Below are 18,874 nucleotides of genomic sequence, written 5' to 3'. Positions count from 1 at the left end.
CTTTTTCCCAATTACGATTGTAGTGATGTAGCTAAGCGGGCTAACTTGCCGCGTACTGAGCCGTCAATTACAGTGTCACCCGCCTTAATAATAAGGCCGCCAACAACTGTAGCGTCTTCACTACAATTCAGCTTAACTTTGCGTGCGAAACGTTTTTCAAGTGCCGCTACCAATGTTGCTTGCTGCTCGGCAGAAAGCGGTGTTGCAGAAACCACGTCTACGTCGGTTTCTTTATCGTAATCCGCTTTTAATTCAGCGAATAACTCTGCAACAGCAGGCAGTGCAACTAAACGACCATTTTCAGCCATTACCTTAACTAGGTTTTGGCCTTGTTCGTTGAGCTGCTCTGCACAGATCTTAATAAAAAGACCTGCTTTTTCAGTAGCAGTAGGCAATCCAGCTAGCGCAGCAGCGGCTTGCTCATTGCTGGCAACTTGGCCAGCAAAGAACAGCATGTCGTTCCAACTTTCAACAGTGCCTTTTTCAACAGCAAGTTCAAAAGCCGCTTTAGCGTATGGGCGAGCGATAGTAGCCAATTCAGACATGCTCATACCCTCCTAATTACAGCTCAGCGACAAGTTTTTCAACGATGTCACTGTGTGCGGCTTGATTGATTTCGCGCTCTAGAATCTTCTCAGCACCAACCACGGCCAGAGTTGCTACTTTCTTACGTAGCTCTTCTGTTACACGGTTACGCTCTGCTTCGATTTCAGAGTGCCCTTGAGCAATAATTTTTTCACGCTCTTGTTGACCACGAACAGTTTCTTCGTCAACGATAAGCGTGGCACGCTTTTTAGCTTGTTCAATGATATCAGCCGCTTGAGCTTTTGCCTCTTTAAGCTGCTCAGCAGCTTTCTTTTGCGCAAGTTCTAAGTCTTTTTCGGCTCTATCAGAGGCAGCTAAACCATCTTCGATTTTCTTCTGGCGAGCTTCAATTGCACCATTTAGTGGTGGCCATACGTATTTCATACAGAAAAGTACGAATACCGTAAATGCAATTAATTCACCGATAAGAGTGGCTGTTAAGTTCACGACCGCTCCTCCTTAAAATAGTAAGCTGTTCAAAAAATAATATTAAAGTACGAACAACAATACCATTGCGATACCAACACCGATCATAGCTACGGCATCGATTAGACCAGCAAGGATGAACATCTTAACTTGTAGTGAAGGTGCAAGCTCTGGTTGACGCGCACATGCTTCTAGGAATTTACCACCCATGTTACCGAAGCCGATAGCAGTACCGATTGCACCGAAGCCGATAAGTAGAGCAACAGCGATATACTTAAGACCAATCATTAGTTCCATTTTTTTCTCCAAAGTTTCAATTGTAAATTAAAATTAAATTTTAAAAGTGTAAAAATTAGTGATTATCTGAGCTTGCCATGCTTAGGTAAACGATTGTAAGCATCATAAATACGAATGCTTGCAGCACGATTACTAAGATGTGGAATACAGCCCAAATAAAGTGCAACGGTAGTTGCATTAAACCAACAGCGCCGATCAAGATGAAAATCAACTCACCAGCATATAAGTTACCGAATAAACGCAGTGCTAACGAGAACGGCTTAGCAACTAAAGCGATTGTTTCTAGTAATAAGTTACATGGGATTAAGAACACCATTGCTAGCTTGTTTTTAGAGCTAAATGGGTGCAGTGTTAGTTCCGCTAAGAAACCGCCAATCCCTTTGATTTTAATTGCGTAACCGATCATCAGAATAAATACACCGATTGCTAACGCAGCAGTCATATTGATGTCTGTTGTCGGTACAATTTTCATGTATACGTCGTGAGAGTCCATACCAAATGCTTGCTCACCAACGAAGCCAGCGAATGCAGGTAGGAAATCAACCGGGATCAAGTCCATTAAGTTCATTAAGAACACCCAAACGAAAATCGTTAGAGCTAATGGAGCAATTAAACTACTTTTGCCGTGGTAAGTATCGCGTACGTTGTCGCCAACGAATTCAACGATCATTTCAATGAAGCATTGAAATTTACCAGGTACACCGGTATTTGCTTTTTTAGCGGCACTACGGAAGATCCATAAAAATACAAGACCTAAACCGATTGACCATGCGAGGGTATCTATGTTCCATGTCCAGAAGCCACTGTCCGCACAAGCTTTATTGAAGGCTAGACCAGCGTCGGTCGAGCACATCTTAGCATTGGTTAAGTGGTGCTGAATATGGCTTGATAGAGTTACTTCTTCTGCAGCCATGTTATATCCCAAAAGTTAATGATTAAAAAAAACGGGTGCGAACAATCCGCTAAATAACACCAATACATACACACAAAAAAACGGTAATAAAACGACCGTGTAAGACTTCAGTATCAGTGCAAACAACACAATTGTTAGCATAAATTTTAATCCGTTGCCGCGCTTTAGCGAGGCATACACTTGATTTGTCCGACTTGCACCCATATATCTGAATGCATAAACGACAAATACAAAATTAGGGAGTAGTGCAACAGCTCCGCCAGCAAGCGCTGACTGGCCGGCATTGACTCCCCAACCTACAAAAACAATTACTGCAGCGATTATCGCTACGATACCCTGAAGACAAATTAATTTAAATGCGGCAAGCCTATATGGCTTTGCTAACCTATTAGTCACGTTTTATTAACCTTAAGAACGTTCATATTGTCAGGGTATGAAAACTGGCGAAATTATACTGATTCCTACCAGTTTTGCAACTTGAGTCGACCCTTTGTAGCGCAAAAACACCACAAATGTCTCTTTTTGGACATGTTATTAATTAATGACGGGAATAGTCTTAATTTATACGGCTTAAAATGCCATCTAACTCATCAAAGCTTGTGTACGAAATAACCAGCTTGCCTTTGCCTTTTTTGTTGTAGTTAATTTCTACTTTAGCCCCTAAGTTCTCGGCAAGTTTTTGCTCTAACTGTTTGACATCTGGATCTTTTTCGAGCACTTCTTTTTGAGGTGCTGGTTCTAAAATTGAACGAACAAGCTTTTCAGTTTCACGCACAGTTAACGCTTTTGCGACAGCTAATCGCGCCGCATCTGACTGCGCTTCACCTTCAAGTGCTAATAAACAACGTGCATGACCCATTTCAATGTCGCCATGCTCTAACAGTATTTTAACATCTTCGTTAAGATTATTTAGGCGTAGTAAATTAGTCACTGTGGTACGAGATTTACCAACAGCTTCGGCCACTTGCTGATGAGTAAGCTCAAACTCATTCAATAAACGATTAAGTGCAATGGCTTCTTCCATTGCATTTAAATCTTCGCGTTGAATATTTTCAATAAGTGCAATAGCAACAGCCGCTTCATCAGGTACGTCTTTGATAATACAGGGTACGCTATCTAATTTAGCTAATTGAGCAGCACGCCAACGACGTTCACCAGCAATAATTTCGTATTTATTTGCACCAATAGGGCGCACAACAATAGGTTGAATTATGCCTTGCGCACGAATCGAGCTTGCAAGCTCTTCCAATGCTTCTTCAGACATGTCTTTACGTGGTTGATATTTACCTGACTGTAAAAACTCAATCGCTAATTTTTGCAGTTCACCTTTATTTTGCTCTGCCACGGCATCTGATACAGGCTCTGTTGTTACTGCATTTTGTTGCTGATTATCTGCACTTGGGGCAGGTTTTGATGAACTTAATAAAGCGTCGAGTCCTCGGCCTAAACCGCGTTTTTTAGCAGACATGTTATTTTTTTACCTCAAAGTTAGGCTACTGCTGAAGATGTTTTCTCTTTTCTACGTAACATTTCACCGGCAAGGGCTAAGTATGCTTTTGCACCACTTGATGCGCGGTCATAATACATGGCAGGGGCACCAAAGCTCGGCGCTTCTGCTAAACGGACATTACGTGGGATAACGGTACGATAAACTTTATCGCCAAAATGTTGTTTTAATTGTTCAGATACGTCATTTGCAAGGCGATTACGCGGATCATACATGGTGCGTAAAATACCTTCAATTGTTAACGCCGGATTGACCAACTTCGACAGCTGAGTAATGGTGTCCATTAATGCAGTTAAACCTTCAAGGGCATAATACTCACATTGCATAGGCACTAAAATAGAATCAGCTGCTGCCATCGCATTAACCGTTAGCATATTCAGTGAAGGTGGGCAGTCAATAAAAATGAAATCGTATTGGTCTTGCACTTTTTCAAGGGCATTACGTAAACGCACTTCACGGGCAAATAATTCCATCAATTTAACTTCAGCTGCTGTGACATCGCCATTAGCTGCAATTAAATGATATTCACCTGACGTTTCTTTATTGATTACTTCTTCGATTGGGGTTTCTTCTATCAATAAGTCATAAATAGTTGCAACGTCACCGTATTTATCGACACCGCTGCCCATGGTCGCGTTCCCTTGTGGGTCAAGATCGATTAATAACACTTTACGCTTTGTCGCGGCCATAGAAGCCGCAAGATTTACAGCGGTGGTTGTTTTACCAACCCCCCCTTTTTGGTTTGCTAATGCGATGACTTTTGCCACAGTGCTCTGATCCCTAGTCTTTAGATAGAATAATTAAATGCCTTTGCGCATCTAACTCAGGTACTTCCAAGCTAATTTTTTCGTCAAACTTTATACCCGCTGGTAATGAGTCAAGTTCGTCGCTCGGAAATACACCTTTTAAGGCGATAAATTTACCCGAATGATCAATCAAGTGCGAACACCAGTCAACCATATCTTGCAAAGAGGCGAATGCACGACTTAATACACCATCTAATTTAACACTTGGTTGATATTCTTCAACTCTAGACTGTACTGGGGTTACATTTTCAAGACCCAGTGCGTGTTTTACCTGCATCAAAAAGCGTACTCGCTTACCTAAACTATCTAACAAAATAAATTGTGTGTCAGGTAAAGCAATGGCTAATACGATACCCGGTAAACCCGGACCGGTGCCAACATCAATGTAATGTTTGCCTTTTAGGTGTGGCGCAACAACTAAGCTATCCATAATATGCTTAATCATCATCTCTTCAGGTAAGCGCACCGATGTTAAATTGTACGCTTTATTCCACTTGTCTAATAATTCAACATACTGAACGAGTTGCTGCTGTTGTTTTTCTGTTAGCGCAATATCAGTTTGCGCTAACAGTGACGTTAATTGTTGTTGTAACACTGTATTCCTTACCAACTACGCAGTCTTACGTAGTAAGCCTTGCTTTTTCAGATACACTAATAATAGCGAAATAGCAGCAGGGGTGATACCTGAAATACGTGACGCTTGACCAATTGTGTCTGGACGACTATCTGTTAATTTAGCAACAACTTCATTTGATAAACCAGAAACCGTTGAGTAATCAAAGTCTTTTGGTAATACAGTTTGCTCATGACGCAATTGTTTATTGATCTCATCTTGCTGACGAGCAATGTAGCCTGCGTATTTTGTATGGATCTCAACTTGCTCAAGCGCAGCTTGGTTATTAAATTCAGATCCTAATCCTTCAATGGCCATTAAATCGTTATAACGAATTTCAGGGCGACGGATCAGATCCTCTAAACTCGCTTCACGCGTCAGTGGCGTTTTTAATAATGCGTTTACTTGATCAACCGCAACATGATCCTTATGGATCCACGTTTCTTTTAGGCGTTGCGATTCTTTCTCGATAATCTCCATTTTTTCATTAAATGCAGCCCAACGAGCATCATCAACCAAGCCTAATTCACGGCCTTTTGCAGTTAAACGAATATCAGCATTATCTTCGCGAAGTAATAATCGGTATTCAGCACGGCTGGTAAACATACGGTAGGGTTCTTTTGTACCTAGCGTCGCTAAATCGTCAATTAATACCCCTGTGTATGCTTCATCACGACGCGGAGTCCAAGGCTCTTTGCCTTGTACTTGCAATGCGGCGTTCATACCAGCAATCAACCCTTGAGCACCCGCTTCTTCATAGCCCGTGGTGCCATTAATTTGGCCAGCAAAGAATAATCCGTTAATAAATTTAGTTTCTAATGATTGTTTCAAATCACGAGGGTCAAAGAAGTCATATTCAATTGCGTAACCAGGACGACAAATATGTGCGTTCTCAAAGCCAGTAATTGATTGCACAATTTCAAGCTGAACATCAAACGGTAAACTGGTAGAAATGCCATTTGGGTATAATTCGTATGATGTTAAACCTTCAGGTTCAACAAAAATTTGGTGTTTGTCTTTATCAGCAAAACGAACAATCTTATCTTCAATAGAAGGGCAGTAACGTGGGCCAATACCTTCAATAACACCTGAATACATAGGTGAACGATGTAAGTTATTACGGATCACGTCATGCGTTTTTTCATTCGTATAAGTGATATAACACGGGATCTGCTGTGGATGATCCGATTGCTTACCCATAAATGAAAACACGGGTGTTGGTGTATCACCTGGCTGTTCTTGCATTTTACTGAAATCAACAGTACGCGCATCAATACGTGGAGGTGTCCCCGTTTTTAAACGATCGACTCTAAAAGGTAATTCACGTAAACGTTGTGCCAGTGCAATTGATGGTGGATCACCTGCGCGACCCCCTTTAAAGTTTTCTAAACCGATGTGGATCTGGCCACCTAAGAAAGTGCCCACTGTAAGCACAACAGAAGGGGCGCTGAAGCGAAGTCCCATTTGGGTAACAACACCGAGTACACGTTCACCTTCAACAATAAGATCATCACATGATTGCTGGAAGATCTTTAAATTTTCTTGGTGTTGTAAAGTATGTTGAATAGCCGCTTTATACAAAGCACGATCAGCTTGTGCACGAGTTGCTCTAACCGCAGGGCCTTTTGATGAATTTAAAGTACGGAATTGAATACCGCCTTTGTCAATGGCTTGTGCCATTGCACCACCGAGTGCATCAATTTCTTTAACCAAATGACCTTTGCCAATGCCCCCAATAGCTGGATTGCATGACATTTGACCAAGGGTATCCATATTATGTGTTAGCAATAGGGTATTCATACCCATGCGAGCAGAGGCTAATGCAGCTTCAGTACCTGCATGTCCACCACCGACAACAATAACATCAAAACTTTCGTGAAAAATCATTTATGGATCCTACTTAATCGACCAGCAAAACTTTGTAAAGGGAGCGTATTCTACCTAGAAATTTAGAGAAGATAAATGATTAAACAGTGCTCAAGATCTAAGTGGGTGATCTCTAATAATATAAAGGATCTTTTAAAGAGATCTTTTATTACTCTTACTACTACTGAAGCGGTTTTCTGTTGATAATGTTTAGTTCTATATTTAAAACATGATCTTAAGTCAGATCCAAAGGTGTTAATATGATCGGATCTAACCGCTAACAAGCTCTGATCAAAAGACCTATTTATACACAGGGCAATATCGAATGGATCTTATCCAATGGATAAACTAGGTTAAAAACGCAGGTAAATCAGTGTTTATCCACAATCCGATCTAAATTATCAGTAAATTGTGGGTAACTTTTTTAATAGATCTTGCCACTCTATACTTTAAAGACCCACAGACTTGATCCAGCTGGGTAGCCAGGCTAAGGCCGTATCTTCTGGCAGTTGTTCATCTAATATATTTAGCTCTAAACGTTCTGCTACGCGGCTTGCGCCTTTACTTATAAATAAATCATCAATATGACGGCCTGCATAGTTATATGTGTCGTAACTGGTGTCACCTAAACCTATAACACTGTACTTTAATCCTTTTAAATCAATTTGTTGGTTAACTGATTCAATAAAAGGAAGTAAGTTTTCAGGGTAATCACCGGCACCATAAGTCGACGTACATAATAGCCAGATAGTGTCTTGTTGATCGATATCATTGAAAACGGGTTGTTCATGAAGCTTTACTTGAATCCCTTGTTGTTCAAGGGCTTCAGCGAGCTGCTCTGCAACATATTCGGCTGATCCCATTTGACTACCCACAATGATATTTACTGATTGCATGTCGTTGATCGTGTAATGAGTTAAGTGGGCACATAATAACGAACTTGTAGTGTGAGTAAAGTGTTGAATTACGATCTGAATAAGTTTTTATGTTCAAAAATCACTCTTTAATTTTTATTTTGTTTTAAGTTTATGATTTATAATGTTTTTAATTTGTTTCGCGAATTTAAAGTCGTTGATCAAGCTGTTAGTAAATTTGGGGAAAGTTCTGATCAAGGCTATTTTCTAGACGTGCATAACTTTGCTAAGTGATTGATCTTTAAATATCTGAATTGAAAGAATTGCTCAGATCGGGGGGAGGTATTTGGTGAGATCGTTTTGTGGATAGATCGCTTGTTGATAACGATCGAATTGTATTTTTCGATCGGTAAATTCGATCGAAAAAAACGAAAAATAAACGAAAAAATTAGTTTTTAAAGGTAAAAACCTCTAAAAAACTGCCATATTTACTCTGAATAACAAAAATGACAGTGATAAATAGTGATCGTTTAGCTGTTTAGATCTAAAAACAGGCCAAATGTGGATAACATTTTTACCAATCGCCGATCTAAATTGTATTTTAGATCAGCTTTATGGCTGGTGGCTCGTTATTTCCAAGCTGTGTTAAGTGTTTTTTTAGCGTTTCACCAACAAGATCATAAAGAGAATTCCCCAAAGAAAATCGTTTAACCCCACCAGCAAATGCTATTTTTGGGCAGTTAAAATCTGCCATTGCCATCACATTTATTGGAATATTAAGTGCGTTAACCAGCATTTTTATCTGTTCAATTTTGCAAAGTCCAGGTACAAACACACCATCTGCTCCTGCATTTTCATAGGCTTTTGCTCGTGCTAATGTCAGCTCATAGGGATCTTTTTCTATTAAATATGTGTCGGTTCTGGCATTAATAAAGAGCTTTTCGAAGCCATTTTCATCCAGAGTTTGCTTTATTTTCTCTATAATAGTGCACTGTTGATCAAGCGATCTTAATTGTGATGTTACTTTGTCAGAGTCTTCTATATTTATACCTACAACCCCTAACTTGGCTAAGCTAAGTACATGCTGGCTAATTACCTGTGCGTCGTTACTATAGCCTGACTCAATGTCTACAGATAAAGGGATAGTGAGGTGATTGATGAGTGTTTTGACCAGCGATAGTAGGTAACTAAATGGGATCTTCTCACCATCTTGTAAGCCATAACTTGCGGCAATTCCCCAACTTGTTGTTGCAAGGGCTTTTGCTCCTGAAGCTTGAATAAATTGCGCTGAGCTTAGATCCCATGCATTAGGTAATACAAAGCCTGTTTGTTGCTGATGTAATTGATGAAAAATGTGATATTTATCCATGATGTCCTCCTATAAATGACATCAATAGATTAATGAGTATAAGATTTATTGCTGGCTGTATTCGGTACTGAACCTGTTAATGAAAGTGCAGTTTATGAACAAAAAAAGAGTCTTGCGACTCTTTTCTAATAATGATGACCGGCGTTTATTTACCGATACAGAACGAGCTAAATATTTTGCCGAGCAAATCATCAGACGTGAATTCACCCGTAATTTCATTTAGGAACTGCTGAGTTAAGCGTAACTCTTCAGCTAATATTTCACCGGCAATATGCTGTTCAAGTTGCTCTTTACCTGTATGCAGATGATGCGCTGCATGGTGTAGTGCATCGAGATGACGACGACGGGCCATAAAGCCACCTTCGGTTGCGCCTTGGAAACCGATACATGCTTTTAAGTGAGTACGAACTAACTCTATACCTTCAGCATTTTTGGCGCTTAATCGAATGACAGGGTATTGATCATGTTCATCCATACCGACATTTTCACCCGAAATATCGGCTTTATTTCGGATCACCGTGACGCCCATGCCTTGTGGTAACTTAGACATAAACTCTGGCCAGATAGCATGTGGATCTGTAGCGTCGGTGTCGGTGCCGTCTAACATAAATAACACGCGATCGGCTTGATTAATTTCTTCCCAGGCGCGTTCAATACCAATTTGCTCTACCTTGTCTGGACTTTCTCGAAGGCCGGCTGTGTCGATAATGTGAAGCGGCATACCATCTATATGAATATGTTCTCGCAGTACGTCTCGTGTGGTGCCGGCTATGTCGGTAACAATGGCTGCATCACGACCCGCTAACGCATTTAATAAACTAGATTTACCCGCATTCGGTCGACCTGCAATGACTACACGCATACCTTCGCGCATTATCGTCCCTTGCTTTGCTTGTTGCGTGACATTATCAAGTTGTTGAATGATGGCATCGAGATCATTTGCTACTTTTCCATCTGTCAGAAAATCGATTTCTTCATCTGGAAAATCTATGGCTGCTTCAACATACATACGTAAATGAATGACTTTTTCCACCAGCATCTCTATGTGTTTTGAGAACTCACCTTGAAGAGATTGCAGAGCGCTTTTTGCAGCTTGCTCACTGGTTGCGTTAATGAGGTCGGCAATTGCTTCGGCTTGTGTTAAATCAAGCTTGTCATTCATGAATGCACGTTCTGAGAATTCCCCTGGTTTTGCTAACCGTACACCTTCAATATGGCTAATTTCTTTTAATAGCATATCGAGTACAACAGGACCGCCATGTCCTTGTAGTTCAAGTACATCTTCACCGGTAAAAGAATTTGGTCCTTGGAAGAAAAGGGCAATACCTTGATCTAGCTGTGCGCCGTCTAAGCTCTTAAAAGGCACATAGTCTGCGTAACGTGTTTTAGGACAGCGACCAATAATATGCTCTGCTACCGTTTTGGCTAAGCTGCCAGAAACGCGAATAATACCAACGCCACCTCGTCCGGGTGCGGTCGCTTGCGCTGCAATTGTATCTTGATTAATCATGCTTTTAGTATTGCCAATATTGAAAATGATGCTGGTTTGTATTGTAACCTATGGCTTAATTTCATGCGAATAGCGGTGTATAAAAATACCAACTTAGTCGTTGCTATTAGTTTTACTTTATTCAACATTAATAAATAATAAACACTAATTGCAAATGATAATTATATTCATTAAGATATTTACATCTTACTTTATAATTTAAAAATATATGCGCTATTCTCCTTTATTATTAGCTGTTCTCGCGAGTTTTTCTGGTTTTTCAGTTGCTGAGAATCAACAAACGTCAGATCAAAATGAAATCGAAAAAATCGATGTAATAGGGCGTGCTTTTTCTTTATACCGACCAACCGAGTCAAGCTTCGGGACCCGCACTAATACGCCGATTGAAAAGATCCCACAGTCTATTCAAATTTTGCCACAGGAGCTGATTAACGATCAGGCTGCCCGACAGATTACCGATTTATACAGTAATATTGCCGGTGTAAATGGTTTTAGTTATTCAGGTGTAACATTTCGTGGTTTTCGCCAAGATGAAATTTTATATGATGGTGTCAAAGGCGATCCATTCAACGGCTTTGCCGTTCCACAATTATTTAATATTGAACAAGTTGCGGTGTTAAAAGGGCCTGCGGGTGCTATATACGGTAGCGGTAATCCAGGTGGCATTATTAATTATGTAACCAAGAAGCCAACTTTTACTGAAAAGCACAGTATTGAAGTCGAGCTTGGTAATGATGACTTTATTAGTGGCGCATTAGAAAGTACAGGGCCCTTGAGTGACTCATTAGATAATCATGCTTATCGTGTTGGTTTGTATCGTGATTCAGAAAAACCATTTCGTGCTAATACCAGCAGTGATAATACGATTGTTGATCTTGGTTATACTTGGCTGATAAGCAGCGCAACAGAGCTTACAACGCAATATACGTATATAGAGCAAGAATTAGGGGGAGCACGCCTTCGTGGGGTGCCTGCTGATGATAATGGGCATTTTATTACGGATATTAGCTGGAATCATAATGAAGCGACAGATTTCCAAAATGTTGAGGCGCATGTTTATCAAGCTATTTTAAAACACGACATTAATGATGTATGGCGTACGGATATTACAGCACGTTATTTTGATAATAAAGAAGTGCAAAATTACCATGAGCCAAGAGGGCTTGTGGATACCAATGGCGATGGCATTGTTGATTGGAGTCACCGCGAATTTCGTGATCAACTTCGTGAAAATACAGGGTTTAGCTTAACCGCTAATGCGGTAGCTGAGTTTATATTTGCTAATATGCAACACCAGGTCTTATTTGGTAGTGATTGGTATGAGCATGATTTCGAAAGTGTTTACCGCACAGCTACGCAACAAAGTAAAGGAGGGCCTGTCCCTGGGCTTGACCTTCAAGATCCCGAGTATGGTTTAACGTCTCGCGATGATTATGATCTCAATGCTATTACACCCAGACTTGGCAGTACTCATAGCACACGCTTTGGTGCTTATGTGCAAGACCAACTTGATGTCACTGCCAACTGGAGCATAACCGCGGGGTTAAGATACGATCGCTTTGAAGACAAAGATGAGTTAAATCAGACCGAGTTTTCTGATAGCGATGTCACTTATCGTGTCGGCACCAGTTACAATATTAATGATACTTTCTTTCCTTACGCCTTATATGGTACTGGTTTTGTACCACAAAGTGCCAGCGATCAAGAAACAGCCAAGGGCGGACCTTTTGCTCCTGAAACAAGTCGTATAAATGAGGTGGGCTTAAGAACGAAGCTTGTTGATGATAGCTTAGCTGTGAATATGGCCGCTTATGACATTGTGCGCAAAAATATTCTGCAACCCAGTTTGTTGGGTGATGTTGCAGGCGATGGGGTTGATGATTTAGTGGCCGTCGGCGAAGTGCAAAGTAAAGGGTTTGAACTCGAAGTGGTTGGTGATATTACCGAGCGTTGGGTTGTGACAGCAAGTTATGCCTATAATGATACCCGTATCACTAAAGCCAATGACAGCATACGTAATCAAATTCCTAATAGTGATAAGTTTGCCAATGCGCCGCAAAATACCCTGGGTATTTGGACACGCTATGAACTACCTCGCGTATCGTCATCTATTTCTGCAGGTTTAGACTATGTTGATGAGCAGCTTAGCTTGGGCGGACAACGTGTTCAACCTTACACTATCTACAATATGGCATGGCAAACGACCTTAAATAACTGGCAATGGCAGCTATCAGTTAAAAATGTGTTTGATAAAGAATATGCAAGCAGTGGCTTTATTGAACGTACGGGGCATTTTCCCGGTGAGCCACGCCGTGTTTATTTAAGTGCTAAATACAGCTTTTAATGGTGGCGTGTGAGCGCTAAGCAGTGGTTTAACTTACATTCGTGGGCAGGACTCGTTGTTGGGGTCCTGCTTTTTGTTATTTGTGTGTCCGGTACGTTAGCAACCCTTAGTCACGAGATAGAGTACCTGACTGACAGTAAATATCGTGCTTTAAGCTCTTCACCCATGACTAACTATCCCGCGATAGAATCCAGTCTTAATAAGCATTATCCCAATGCACAAGTACTGTATATCCATCGTCATAAGCAAGATTATTTAGCCACAGAAGTTGCGCTAAAAATTAATGATACATTTCGGTTTGTTTATCTTGATGCTGCCTCAGGAGAAGTATTAGGAGAAGGAGAGTGGGCACGAATATCGCGGTTTTTACGTAACTGGCATATGAATTTATCCATGGGCTGGACTGGTAAGTTGATTGTGACAAGCTTAAGTATCTTAGTACTTATATTACTGGTCTCGAGCTTTTTTGTTTACCGACGCTGGTGGCAAGGCTTTCTTAAAAAGCCAGCCCCACTTTTATTGCATAAACGCAATGGTTGGGCAGATTGGCATAAGCTTGTAGGACTTTGGAGTACGTGGTTTATTGCTGTTATGGCGGTAACGGGTCTTTGGTATCTGATAGAGCATGGATTGCAAACAGCCAAAGTAGATCATTATGTTGCAGAACCTACAAAGGTTATTGCGCTAAAACAAAGCGCGTCGACAAGTAATATGATGCCAATATCTTTAACGGCCGCATACGAAGCTGCACAACAGGCTTTTCCTAGTTTAGATATTCGTTATATTGGTTACGGACAAAAAGCAGCACAGCCTATCGAAGTTCGTGGCTATAATAACGATATTTTACTACGCCTACGCGCTAATCGCGTCTATATAAATGCAAGCACAGGGGCCGTGTTAGGCATTCAAAAAGGGCAAGACTTGCCGTTTGTTCCACGTATAAAAGACACCGCTGATCCACTGCATTTTGGAAACTTTGCAGGTCTAGGCACAAAGTTTATTTGGGCTATTTTTGGTAGCTTGATGAGCGGTGTTAGTGGTGTTGGAATTTACATGAGCTGGCTGAGAGTTAAACGCAAAGCAACCGTTTCTAGCTGGTTAGGTGTATCAGGTTATATAGCCATAGGCTTGGTTATAGGCTCTGTGGTAATAACAAGCGTTAGCGTTAGTGAACGTAGCGTGCCAAAGCAGCTTTATGCACCTGTACTCGGTTAAAAATAACTGGGCATTAAAAAAGGCGACCTAAGTCGCCTTTTTTGTGAGTAAGGGTTTTAGCCTCTTACTTTAATGCCTTTTTTCTCCATTCCACGGTAGATGATAAGCATCTGCGCGATAGAGATAAGGTTCGATACTAACCAGTAAAGTACAAGGCCAGATGGGAACCATAAGAAGAATACAGAGAAGATTACCGGCATAAACGTCATCATTTTTTGCTGCATTGGATCTTGAACCGTCATCGGTTGCAGCTTTTGTGTGATGAACATACTTGCACCAAATAAAATTGGTAATACGTAGTATGGGTCTTTCGCTGATAAGTCAGTTAACCATAATACAAACTCAGCATGGCGTAATTCTGTTGATTCTAAGAATACGTAGAATAGTGCTAAGAAGATTGGCATTTGTAGTAAAAGCGGTAAGCAGCCACCCATCGGGTTTACTTTCTCTTTGCGGTACATTTCCATCATAGCTTGACCGAACTTTTGGCGATCATCGCCAAATTTCTCTTTTAGTGCGGCCATTTTAGGTTGTAATGCGCGCATTTTCGCCATTGACGTGTATTGTGCTTTTGTCAGTGGGTACATTGCAGATTTAACAATGACAGTAATAGCGATGATAGCTAGACCCCAGTTACCTAGGATACTGTGCAACCATTTAAGTAGCACGAATAATGGTTGCGAGATGAACCATAACCAGCCGTAATCAACCGTAAGGTCTAAGTCTGGGTGAATTGCTTCAAGTACATCAGACTCTTTCGGGCCCATATAGTAAGTCGAAGCCAGGGTTGTTTGTGTGCCAGCTTGTACGTTAACAGCTTCACCTTTAGTACCAATGATGGCAGCATTACCAGCCACTAATTTGCTGTATAGCGTATTTTGTTGGTCTTGCTGTGGAACCCATGCACTTACAAAGTAGTGTTGAATAAACGCAATATAACCACCAGCCGTCGTAACATTTAGGTTTTTGTCGGCCATATCAGAGAAGCTGTATTTTTCGTAAGGCTCTTCTTCAGTACCGTATGCAGCCCCTAAGTAGTTTTGATCAACTAAGCTACCTTTATCTTGTACTGTACGCTTCACTTGCGTGTAAAGCTGCACTTGAACCGGATCCGCTGTTACGTTATTTACCGTGTACTCTAAATCTACAGCGTAGTCGCCTTTCTTGAAGATATAAGTTTTGGTAAATGTCACACCTTTGCTGTCGGTAAACTCGAGTGGTACACGAAGCTCATCGCCATTTAAGGTGAACGATTTTTGTGTGGTTTTATAAACAGGGCGACCAGCAACAGTTGCATCTGGGCCGTTTAAACCAATTAAGCCACTTTGTGAGAAGTATTGATTACCGTCAAACTCACCAAGTAGCATAAAAGGTGTATCACTGCCTTTTGTCTCTTCGTATTGAAGTAAGTCTGCTTCAATAATGTCACCACCGCGGGTGTCAATTTTTACAGTGAAGACATCAGTTGTTACATCAATAACTGAGCGCTTTGCTGTTGTAGCAACAGGAACTTCACCGTCAGATGATGCTGGAATAAAGTCATCTGACTCTGATGTTGTTGCGCCTAGTGTTTGTGTTGTGGCACTTGGATCAGCTTTTGGTGCATTGTAGTCGTTATTCCACTCTTGGAATAATAAAAACGACACAAGCATCAAGCCGATTAATAAAAACGTGCGTTGCGATTCCATAACAGCTCTTATTTCTCGTGTTGGTGGTTAATATGATTTTTTGCAGGAACGGGATCATCCCCACCTGCATGTAAAGGGTGACATTTTAATATGCGTTTAACTGCTAACCAACTGCCTTTTACACTTCCATGCAAATTAATTGCTTGAATAGCATAATGAGAACAGCTTGGATTAAAGCGGCAATGTGGACCTAATAGCGGGCTTATCCAATTTTGATAGCCACGAATTAGCATGACTAAACAGCGCTTTGGAATAGCAACAAGTGGTTTAAGTAACCTCATGGTGTGTCTGCCCCTGCGTTAATTTAGTCAATGGAATACCATGAATTTAAATTCCCAAGATAGAATTTTAAATGCATGATTAAAAGGTGAGCTAAAGATACCTTAATTATGCCCGTAATTCTATTGATATCAGGCTTGTTTATTAGATTTTGCTGATTTATTAGGGCGTTTTTTGAAAGGGGGTGGTTTTGGTGCACCCGGCTTGCAGCGTTCGTTAATTTTTCGCCACAATTTATTTAATTGTTTTGTTAACTCTTCGTTTGACTGCTCATCAATGCCACTTTTAACCATAAGCACAATATCAATGTTATCGATTTTGTGTTGATTTAAACGAAAACTTTCGCGAGCAAGTCGTTTAATACGATTACGTTGGCAGGCTTTTTTAACACGTTTTTTAGCGACAGTAAGACCTAGTCGAGGACTTGTTTGGTCATTGGGTTTTGCTAATAAGGTAAAGAAAGGAGTCGCAGCGCGAGCTGGTTCATTAAATATGCGAGAGTAATGCGAGGGAGTTAACAAACGTAACTCCCTGCTGAAGCTAAAGTCTTCCACTTATATTAAGCAGAAAGAACTTTACGGCCTTTAGCACGACGACGAGCTAATACTTTACGGCCATTTGCTGTTGCCATACGAGCACGGAAACCGTGTGTACGTTTGCGTTTTAAAACGCTAGGTTGAAAAGTTCTTTTCATAACAATTCCATCCGATCGGTTAAGGTTAAAACATCCTATGCAGGTCGCGATCCTGGCACAGGTGCCATTGCGAGCGCGAGATATTATAGATGAAGACAACAAAAGTCAATCATAATTACACGGCTAACACAGTAATTATAAAGGATCCTGTCGCTCGATCATATAGGATCATCATAAATAAGAAGTTTTCCACAGCCTCTGTATAAAAAGTGAATAAAAGCTTGGGAAAAGCAAATTAGATCGTAGAATTTAATCGCGATCTAGCTGCGAATTTGCTATGATCACTATTCGGATGTAAAAAATAAACCCTATAAAAATCATGTGGTTGTCTTTTTATGAAGACGAGATCATATTTTTCAGAAAAATCAATCTTGTACTTGTGGATAAAGTGCCTTCATAATACTCGGTCTAGGCCAAGAAAATTGGTCAAAGATTAGTAATAAATGTATGATTTTCCATCATTAAAGATGAACGGGAATAATAATTAAATCTCTGGGAGTTTAATAGTGTATCTGTCGGTTTGGCAAAGTTGTTTATATGTATTGCAAGATGAACTGCCGTCACAGCAGTTCAGTATGTGGGTAAGACCACTACAAGCAGAAAGTACCGAAGATACGTTAACTATATATGCGCCGAATCGTTTTGTTCTTGATTGGGTGAGAGAAAAGTATTTAAACCGTATAAATGAACTGCTCGTTGAAATTTGTGGTGATGAAGCGCCCGAGTTACGTTTTGACGTAGGCAGTAAACCTATTTTAAATGCGCAAGCCGCCGTGCCAGCTGCGAGTGCTCCTGTTAGTGCTCAACACACATCTGAGAAACAACAGCCCAAACCTGAAAAAGCGAATGTAGAACCTGCACCAAAATCGGGTTATAAATCAAACATTAAAGAAAATTATACGTTTGATAGTTTTGTTGAAGGTAAATCAAACCAGCTAGCAAAAGCAGCCGCAACTCAAGTTGCAGACAACCCAGGGTCTGCCTTTAATCCCGTGTTTATTTATGGCGGTACAGGTTTAGGTAAAACGCATTTATTGCATGCTGTAGGTAATGGCATCATGGCGAATAAACCGGATGCAAAAATTGTTTATATGCATTCCGAGCGTTTTGTCCAAGACATGGTTAAAGCACTTCAAAATAACGCAATAGAAGAGTTTAAACGTTATTACCGAAGTGTTGATGCATTGATGATTGATGACATCCAATTTTTCGCTAATAAAGAACGTTCTCAAGAAGAATTTTTCCATACCTTCAATGCATTACTTGAAGGAAATCAACAGATTATATTAACTTCAGACCGCTATCCAAAAGAGATAGAAGGGGTTGAAGATCGCCTTAAGTCTCGCTTTGGATGGGGGTTAACGATTGCCATTGAGCCTCCTGAGCTTGAGACGCGCGTTGCTATTTTGATGAAAAAAGCGCAGCAGAGTAAAATTAATTTACCGCATGAAGTGGCCTTTTTTATTGCCAAGAAACTACGTTCAAATGTGCGTGAGTTAGAAGGGGCATTAAACCGTGTGATTGCAAATGCGAATTTTACCGGTCGTCCAATATCAATCGATTTTGTAAAAGAAGCGTTGCGCGACTTACTCGCATTGCAAGATAAGCTAGTAACCATCGATAACATTCAGCGCACAGTCGCAGAGTATTACCGTATTCGTGTTTCAGACCTATTATCTAAGCGCCGCAGTCGTTCTGTAGCACGACCGCGTCAGGTTGCTATGGCTTTATCTAAAGAGCTCACTAATCACAGTTTACCTGAGATTGGTGATGCGTTTGGCGGGCGTGACCATACAACGGTACTGCATGCCTGTCGTAAAGTTAAATCACTGCGTGATGAAAGTCACGAGGTGAAAGAAGATTATCAAAACTTAATAAGAACCTTGTCATCTTAAGGCTGACTTTATT

19 protein-coding genes are annotated in these 18,874 nt (G+C 40.7%); 3 read left to right on the top strand and 16 right to left on the bottom strand.

Annotated features, from left to right (window positions below; genetic code table 11):
• Positions 1-11: 11 nt before the first annotated feature.
• The 12 genes from atpH to mnmE all read right to left on the bottom strand — a co-directional run bounded on the left by atpH (position 12) and on the right by mnmE (position 10,746).
• Positions 12-545: a F0F1 ATP synthase subunit delta gene (gene atpH / locus ACSSVW_RS18910; protein ID WP_036973714.1), complete on the bottom strand. Its 534-nt coding sequence runs from the start codon at positions 543-545 to the stop codon at positions 12-14.
• A 16-nt stretch (positions 546-561) separates the two neighbouring features.
• On the bottom strand, positions 562-1,032 hold the full coding sequence (atpF, locus tag ACSSVW_RS18905; protein WP_036973713.1) for a F0F1 ATP synthase subunit B: 471 nt from the start codon (positions 1,030-1,032) through the stop codon (positions 562-564).
• A gap of 42 nt (positions 1,033-1,074) precedes the next feature.
• A complete protein-coding gene (gene atpE / locus ACSSVW_RS18900; RefSeq protein ID WP_010561330.1) occupies positions 1,075-1,308 on the bottom strand; it encodes a F0F1 ATP synthase subunit C in 234 nt (77 codons plus the stop codon).
• A 55-nt stretch (positions 1,309-1,363) separates the two neighbouring features.
• Positions 1,364-2,221, bottom strand: coding sequence for a F0F1 ATP synthase subunit A (gene atpB, locus ACSSVW_RS18895; protein ID WP_118843862.1), 858 nt, complete (start codon positions 2,219-2,221; stop codon positions 1,364-1,366).
• A 15-nt stretch (positions 2,222-2,236) separates the two neighbouring features.
• Positions 2,237-2,617 (bottom strand): ATP synthase subunit I, encoded by a 381-nt coding sequence (locus tag ACSSVW_RS18890; protein ID WP_036973711.1) that lies wholly within the window; start codon positions 2,615-2,617, stop codon positions 2,237-2,239.
• A 160-nt stretch (positions 2,618-2,777) separates the two neighbouring features.
• Complete coding sequence (locus ACSSVW_RS18885) at positions 2,778-3,689, bottom strand: ParB/RepB/Spo0J family partition protein (protein WP_036973710.1); 912 nt, start codon at positions 3,687-3,689, stop codon at positions 2,778-2,780.
• Positions 3,690-3,709: 20 nt separating this feature from the next.
• The gene (locus tag ACSSVW_RS18880; protein WP_036973709.1) at positions 3,710-4,495 is read right to left on the bottom strand and encodes a ParA family protein; all 786 of its coding nucleotides are present in this window, start codon (positions 4,493-4,495) and stop codon (positions 3,710-3,712) included.
• A gap of 13 nt (positions 4,496-4,508) precedes the next feature.
• Entirely contained in the window at positions 4,509-5,129 is a 621-nt protein-coding gene (gene rsmG, locus ACSSVW_RS18875; protein WP_036973708.1) for a 16S rRNA (guanine(527)-N(7))-methyltransferase RsmG, read from the bottom strand.
• A gap of 15 nt (positions 5,130-5,144) precedes the next feature.
• Entirely contained in the window at positions 5,145-7,034 is a 1,890-nt protein-coding gene (mnmG, locus tag ACSSVW_RS18870) for a tRNA uridine-5-carboxymethylaminomethyl(34) synthesis enzyme MnmG (RefSeq protein WP_421419120.1), read from the bottom strand.
• A gap of 428 nt (positions 7,035-7,462) precedes the next feature.
• The gene (gene mioC / locus ACSSVW_RS18865) at positions 7,463-7,909 is read right to left on the bottom strand and encodes an FMN-binding protein MioC (protein WP_118843864.1); all 447 of its coding nucleotides are present in this window, start codon (positions 7,907-7,909) and stop codon (positions 7,463-7,465) included.
• Positions 7,910-8,468: 559 nt separating this feature from the next.
• A complete protein-coding gene (locus tag ACSSVW_RS18860; protein ID WP_036973703.1) occupies positions 8,469-9,236 on the bottom strand; it encodes an isocitrate lyase/PEP mutase family protein in 768 nt (255 codons plus the stop codon).
• A gap of 145 nt (positions 9,237-9,381) precedes the next feature.
• Complete coding sequence (mnmE, locus tag ACSSVW_RS18855; RefSeq protein ID WP_065978282.1) at positions 9,382-10,746, bottom strand: tRNA uridine-5-carboxymethylaminomethyl(34) synthesis GTPase MnmE; 1,365 nt, start codon at positions 10,744-10,746, stop codon at positions 9,382-9,384.
• 208 nt (positions 10,747-10,954) lie between these two features.
• Between mnmE and ACSSVW_RS18850 the strand changes: the two genes are divergently transcribed.
• Positions 10,955-13,090 carry a TonB-dependent siderophore receptor gene (locus tag ACSSVW_RS18850; protein ID WP_065978281.1) on the top strand — a complete coding sequence of 712 codons (2,136 nt, stop codon included), beginning with the start codon at positions 10,955-10,957 and terminating at the stop codon, positions 13,088-13,090.
• Positions 13,091-13,099: 9 nt separating this feature from the next.
• The gene (locus tag ACSSVW_RS18845; RefSeq protein ID WP_454179911.1) at positions 13,100-14,305 is read left to right on the top strand and encodes a PepSY-associated TM helix domain-containing protein; all 1,206 of its coding nucleotides are present in this window, start codon (positions 13,100-13,102) and stop codon (positions 14,303-14,305) included.
• Positions 14,306-14,361: 56 nt separating this feature from the next.
• On the opposite strand, the gene yidC is transcribed toward ACSSVW_RS18845, so the two are convergent.
• The 4 genes from yidC to rpmH all read right to left on the bottom strand — a co-directional run bounded on the left by yidC (position 14,362) and on the right by rpmH (position 16,966).
• The gene (gene yidC / locus ACSSVW_RS18840) at positions 14,362-15,993 is read right to left on the bottom strand and encodes a membrane protein insertase YidC (RefSeq protein WP_454179909.1); all 1,632 of its coding nucleotides are present in this window, start codon (positions 15,991-15,993) and stop codon (positions 14,362-14,364) included.
• 8 nt (positions 15,994-16,001) lie between these two features.
• A complete protein-coding gene (gene yidD / locus ACSSVW_RS18835) occupies positions 16,002-16,274 on the bottom strand; it encodes a membrane protein insertion efficiency factor YidD (protein ID WP_036973693.1) in 273 nt (90 codons plus the stop codon).
• Positions 16,275-16,403: 129 nt separating this feature from the next.
• A complete protein-coding gene (gene rnpA, locus ACSSVW_RS18830) occupies positions 16,404-16,826 on the bottom strand; it encodes a ribonuclease P protein component (protein ID WP_036973690.1) in 423 nt (140 codons plus the stop codon).
• Positions 16,827-16,831: 5 nt separating this feature from the next.
• Positions 16,832-16,966: a 50S ribosomal protein L34 gene (rpmH, locus tag ACSSVW_RS18825; RefSeq protein WP_008488847.1), complete on the bottom strand. Its 135-nt coding sequence runs from the start codon at positions 16,964-16,966 to the stop codon at positions 16,832-16,834.
• A 506-nt stretch (positions 16,967-17,472) separates the two neighbouring features.
• Here rpmH and dnaA point away from each other — a divergent pair.
• A complete protein-coding gene (gene dnaA, locus ACSSVW_RS18820; RefSeq protein ID WP_036973688.1) occupies positions 17,473-18,861 on the top strand; it encodes a chromosomal replication initiator protein DnaA in 1,389 nt (462 codons plus the stop codon).
• The last annotated feature ends 13 nt before the right edge of the window (positions 18,862-18,874 follow it).

Source organism: Pseudoalteromonas sp. MBR-15 (assembly GCF_053628915.1).
Note: the sequence above shows the minus strand (reverse complement) of the source record. Positions and strands in the feature narration are given on the sequence as shown.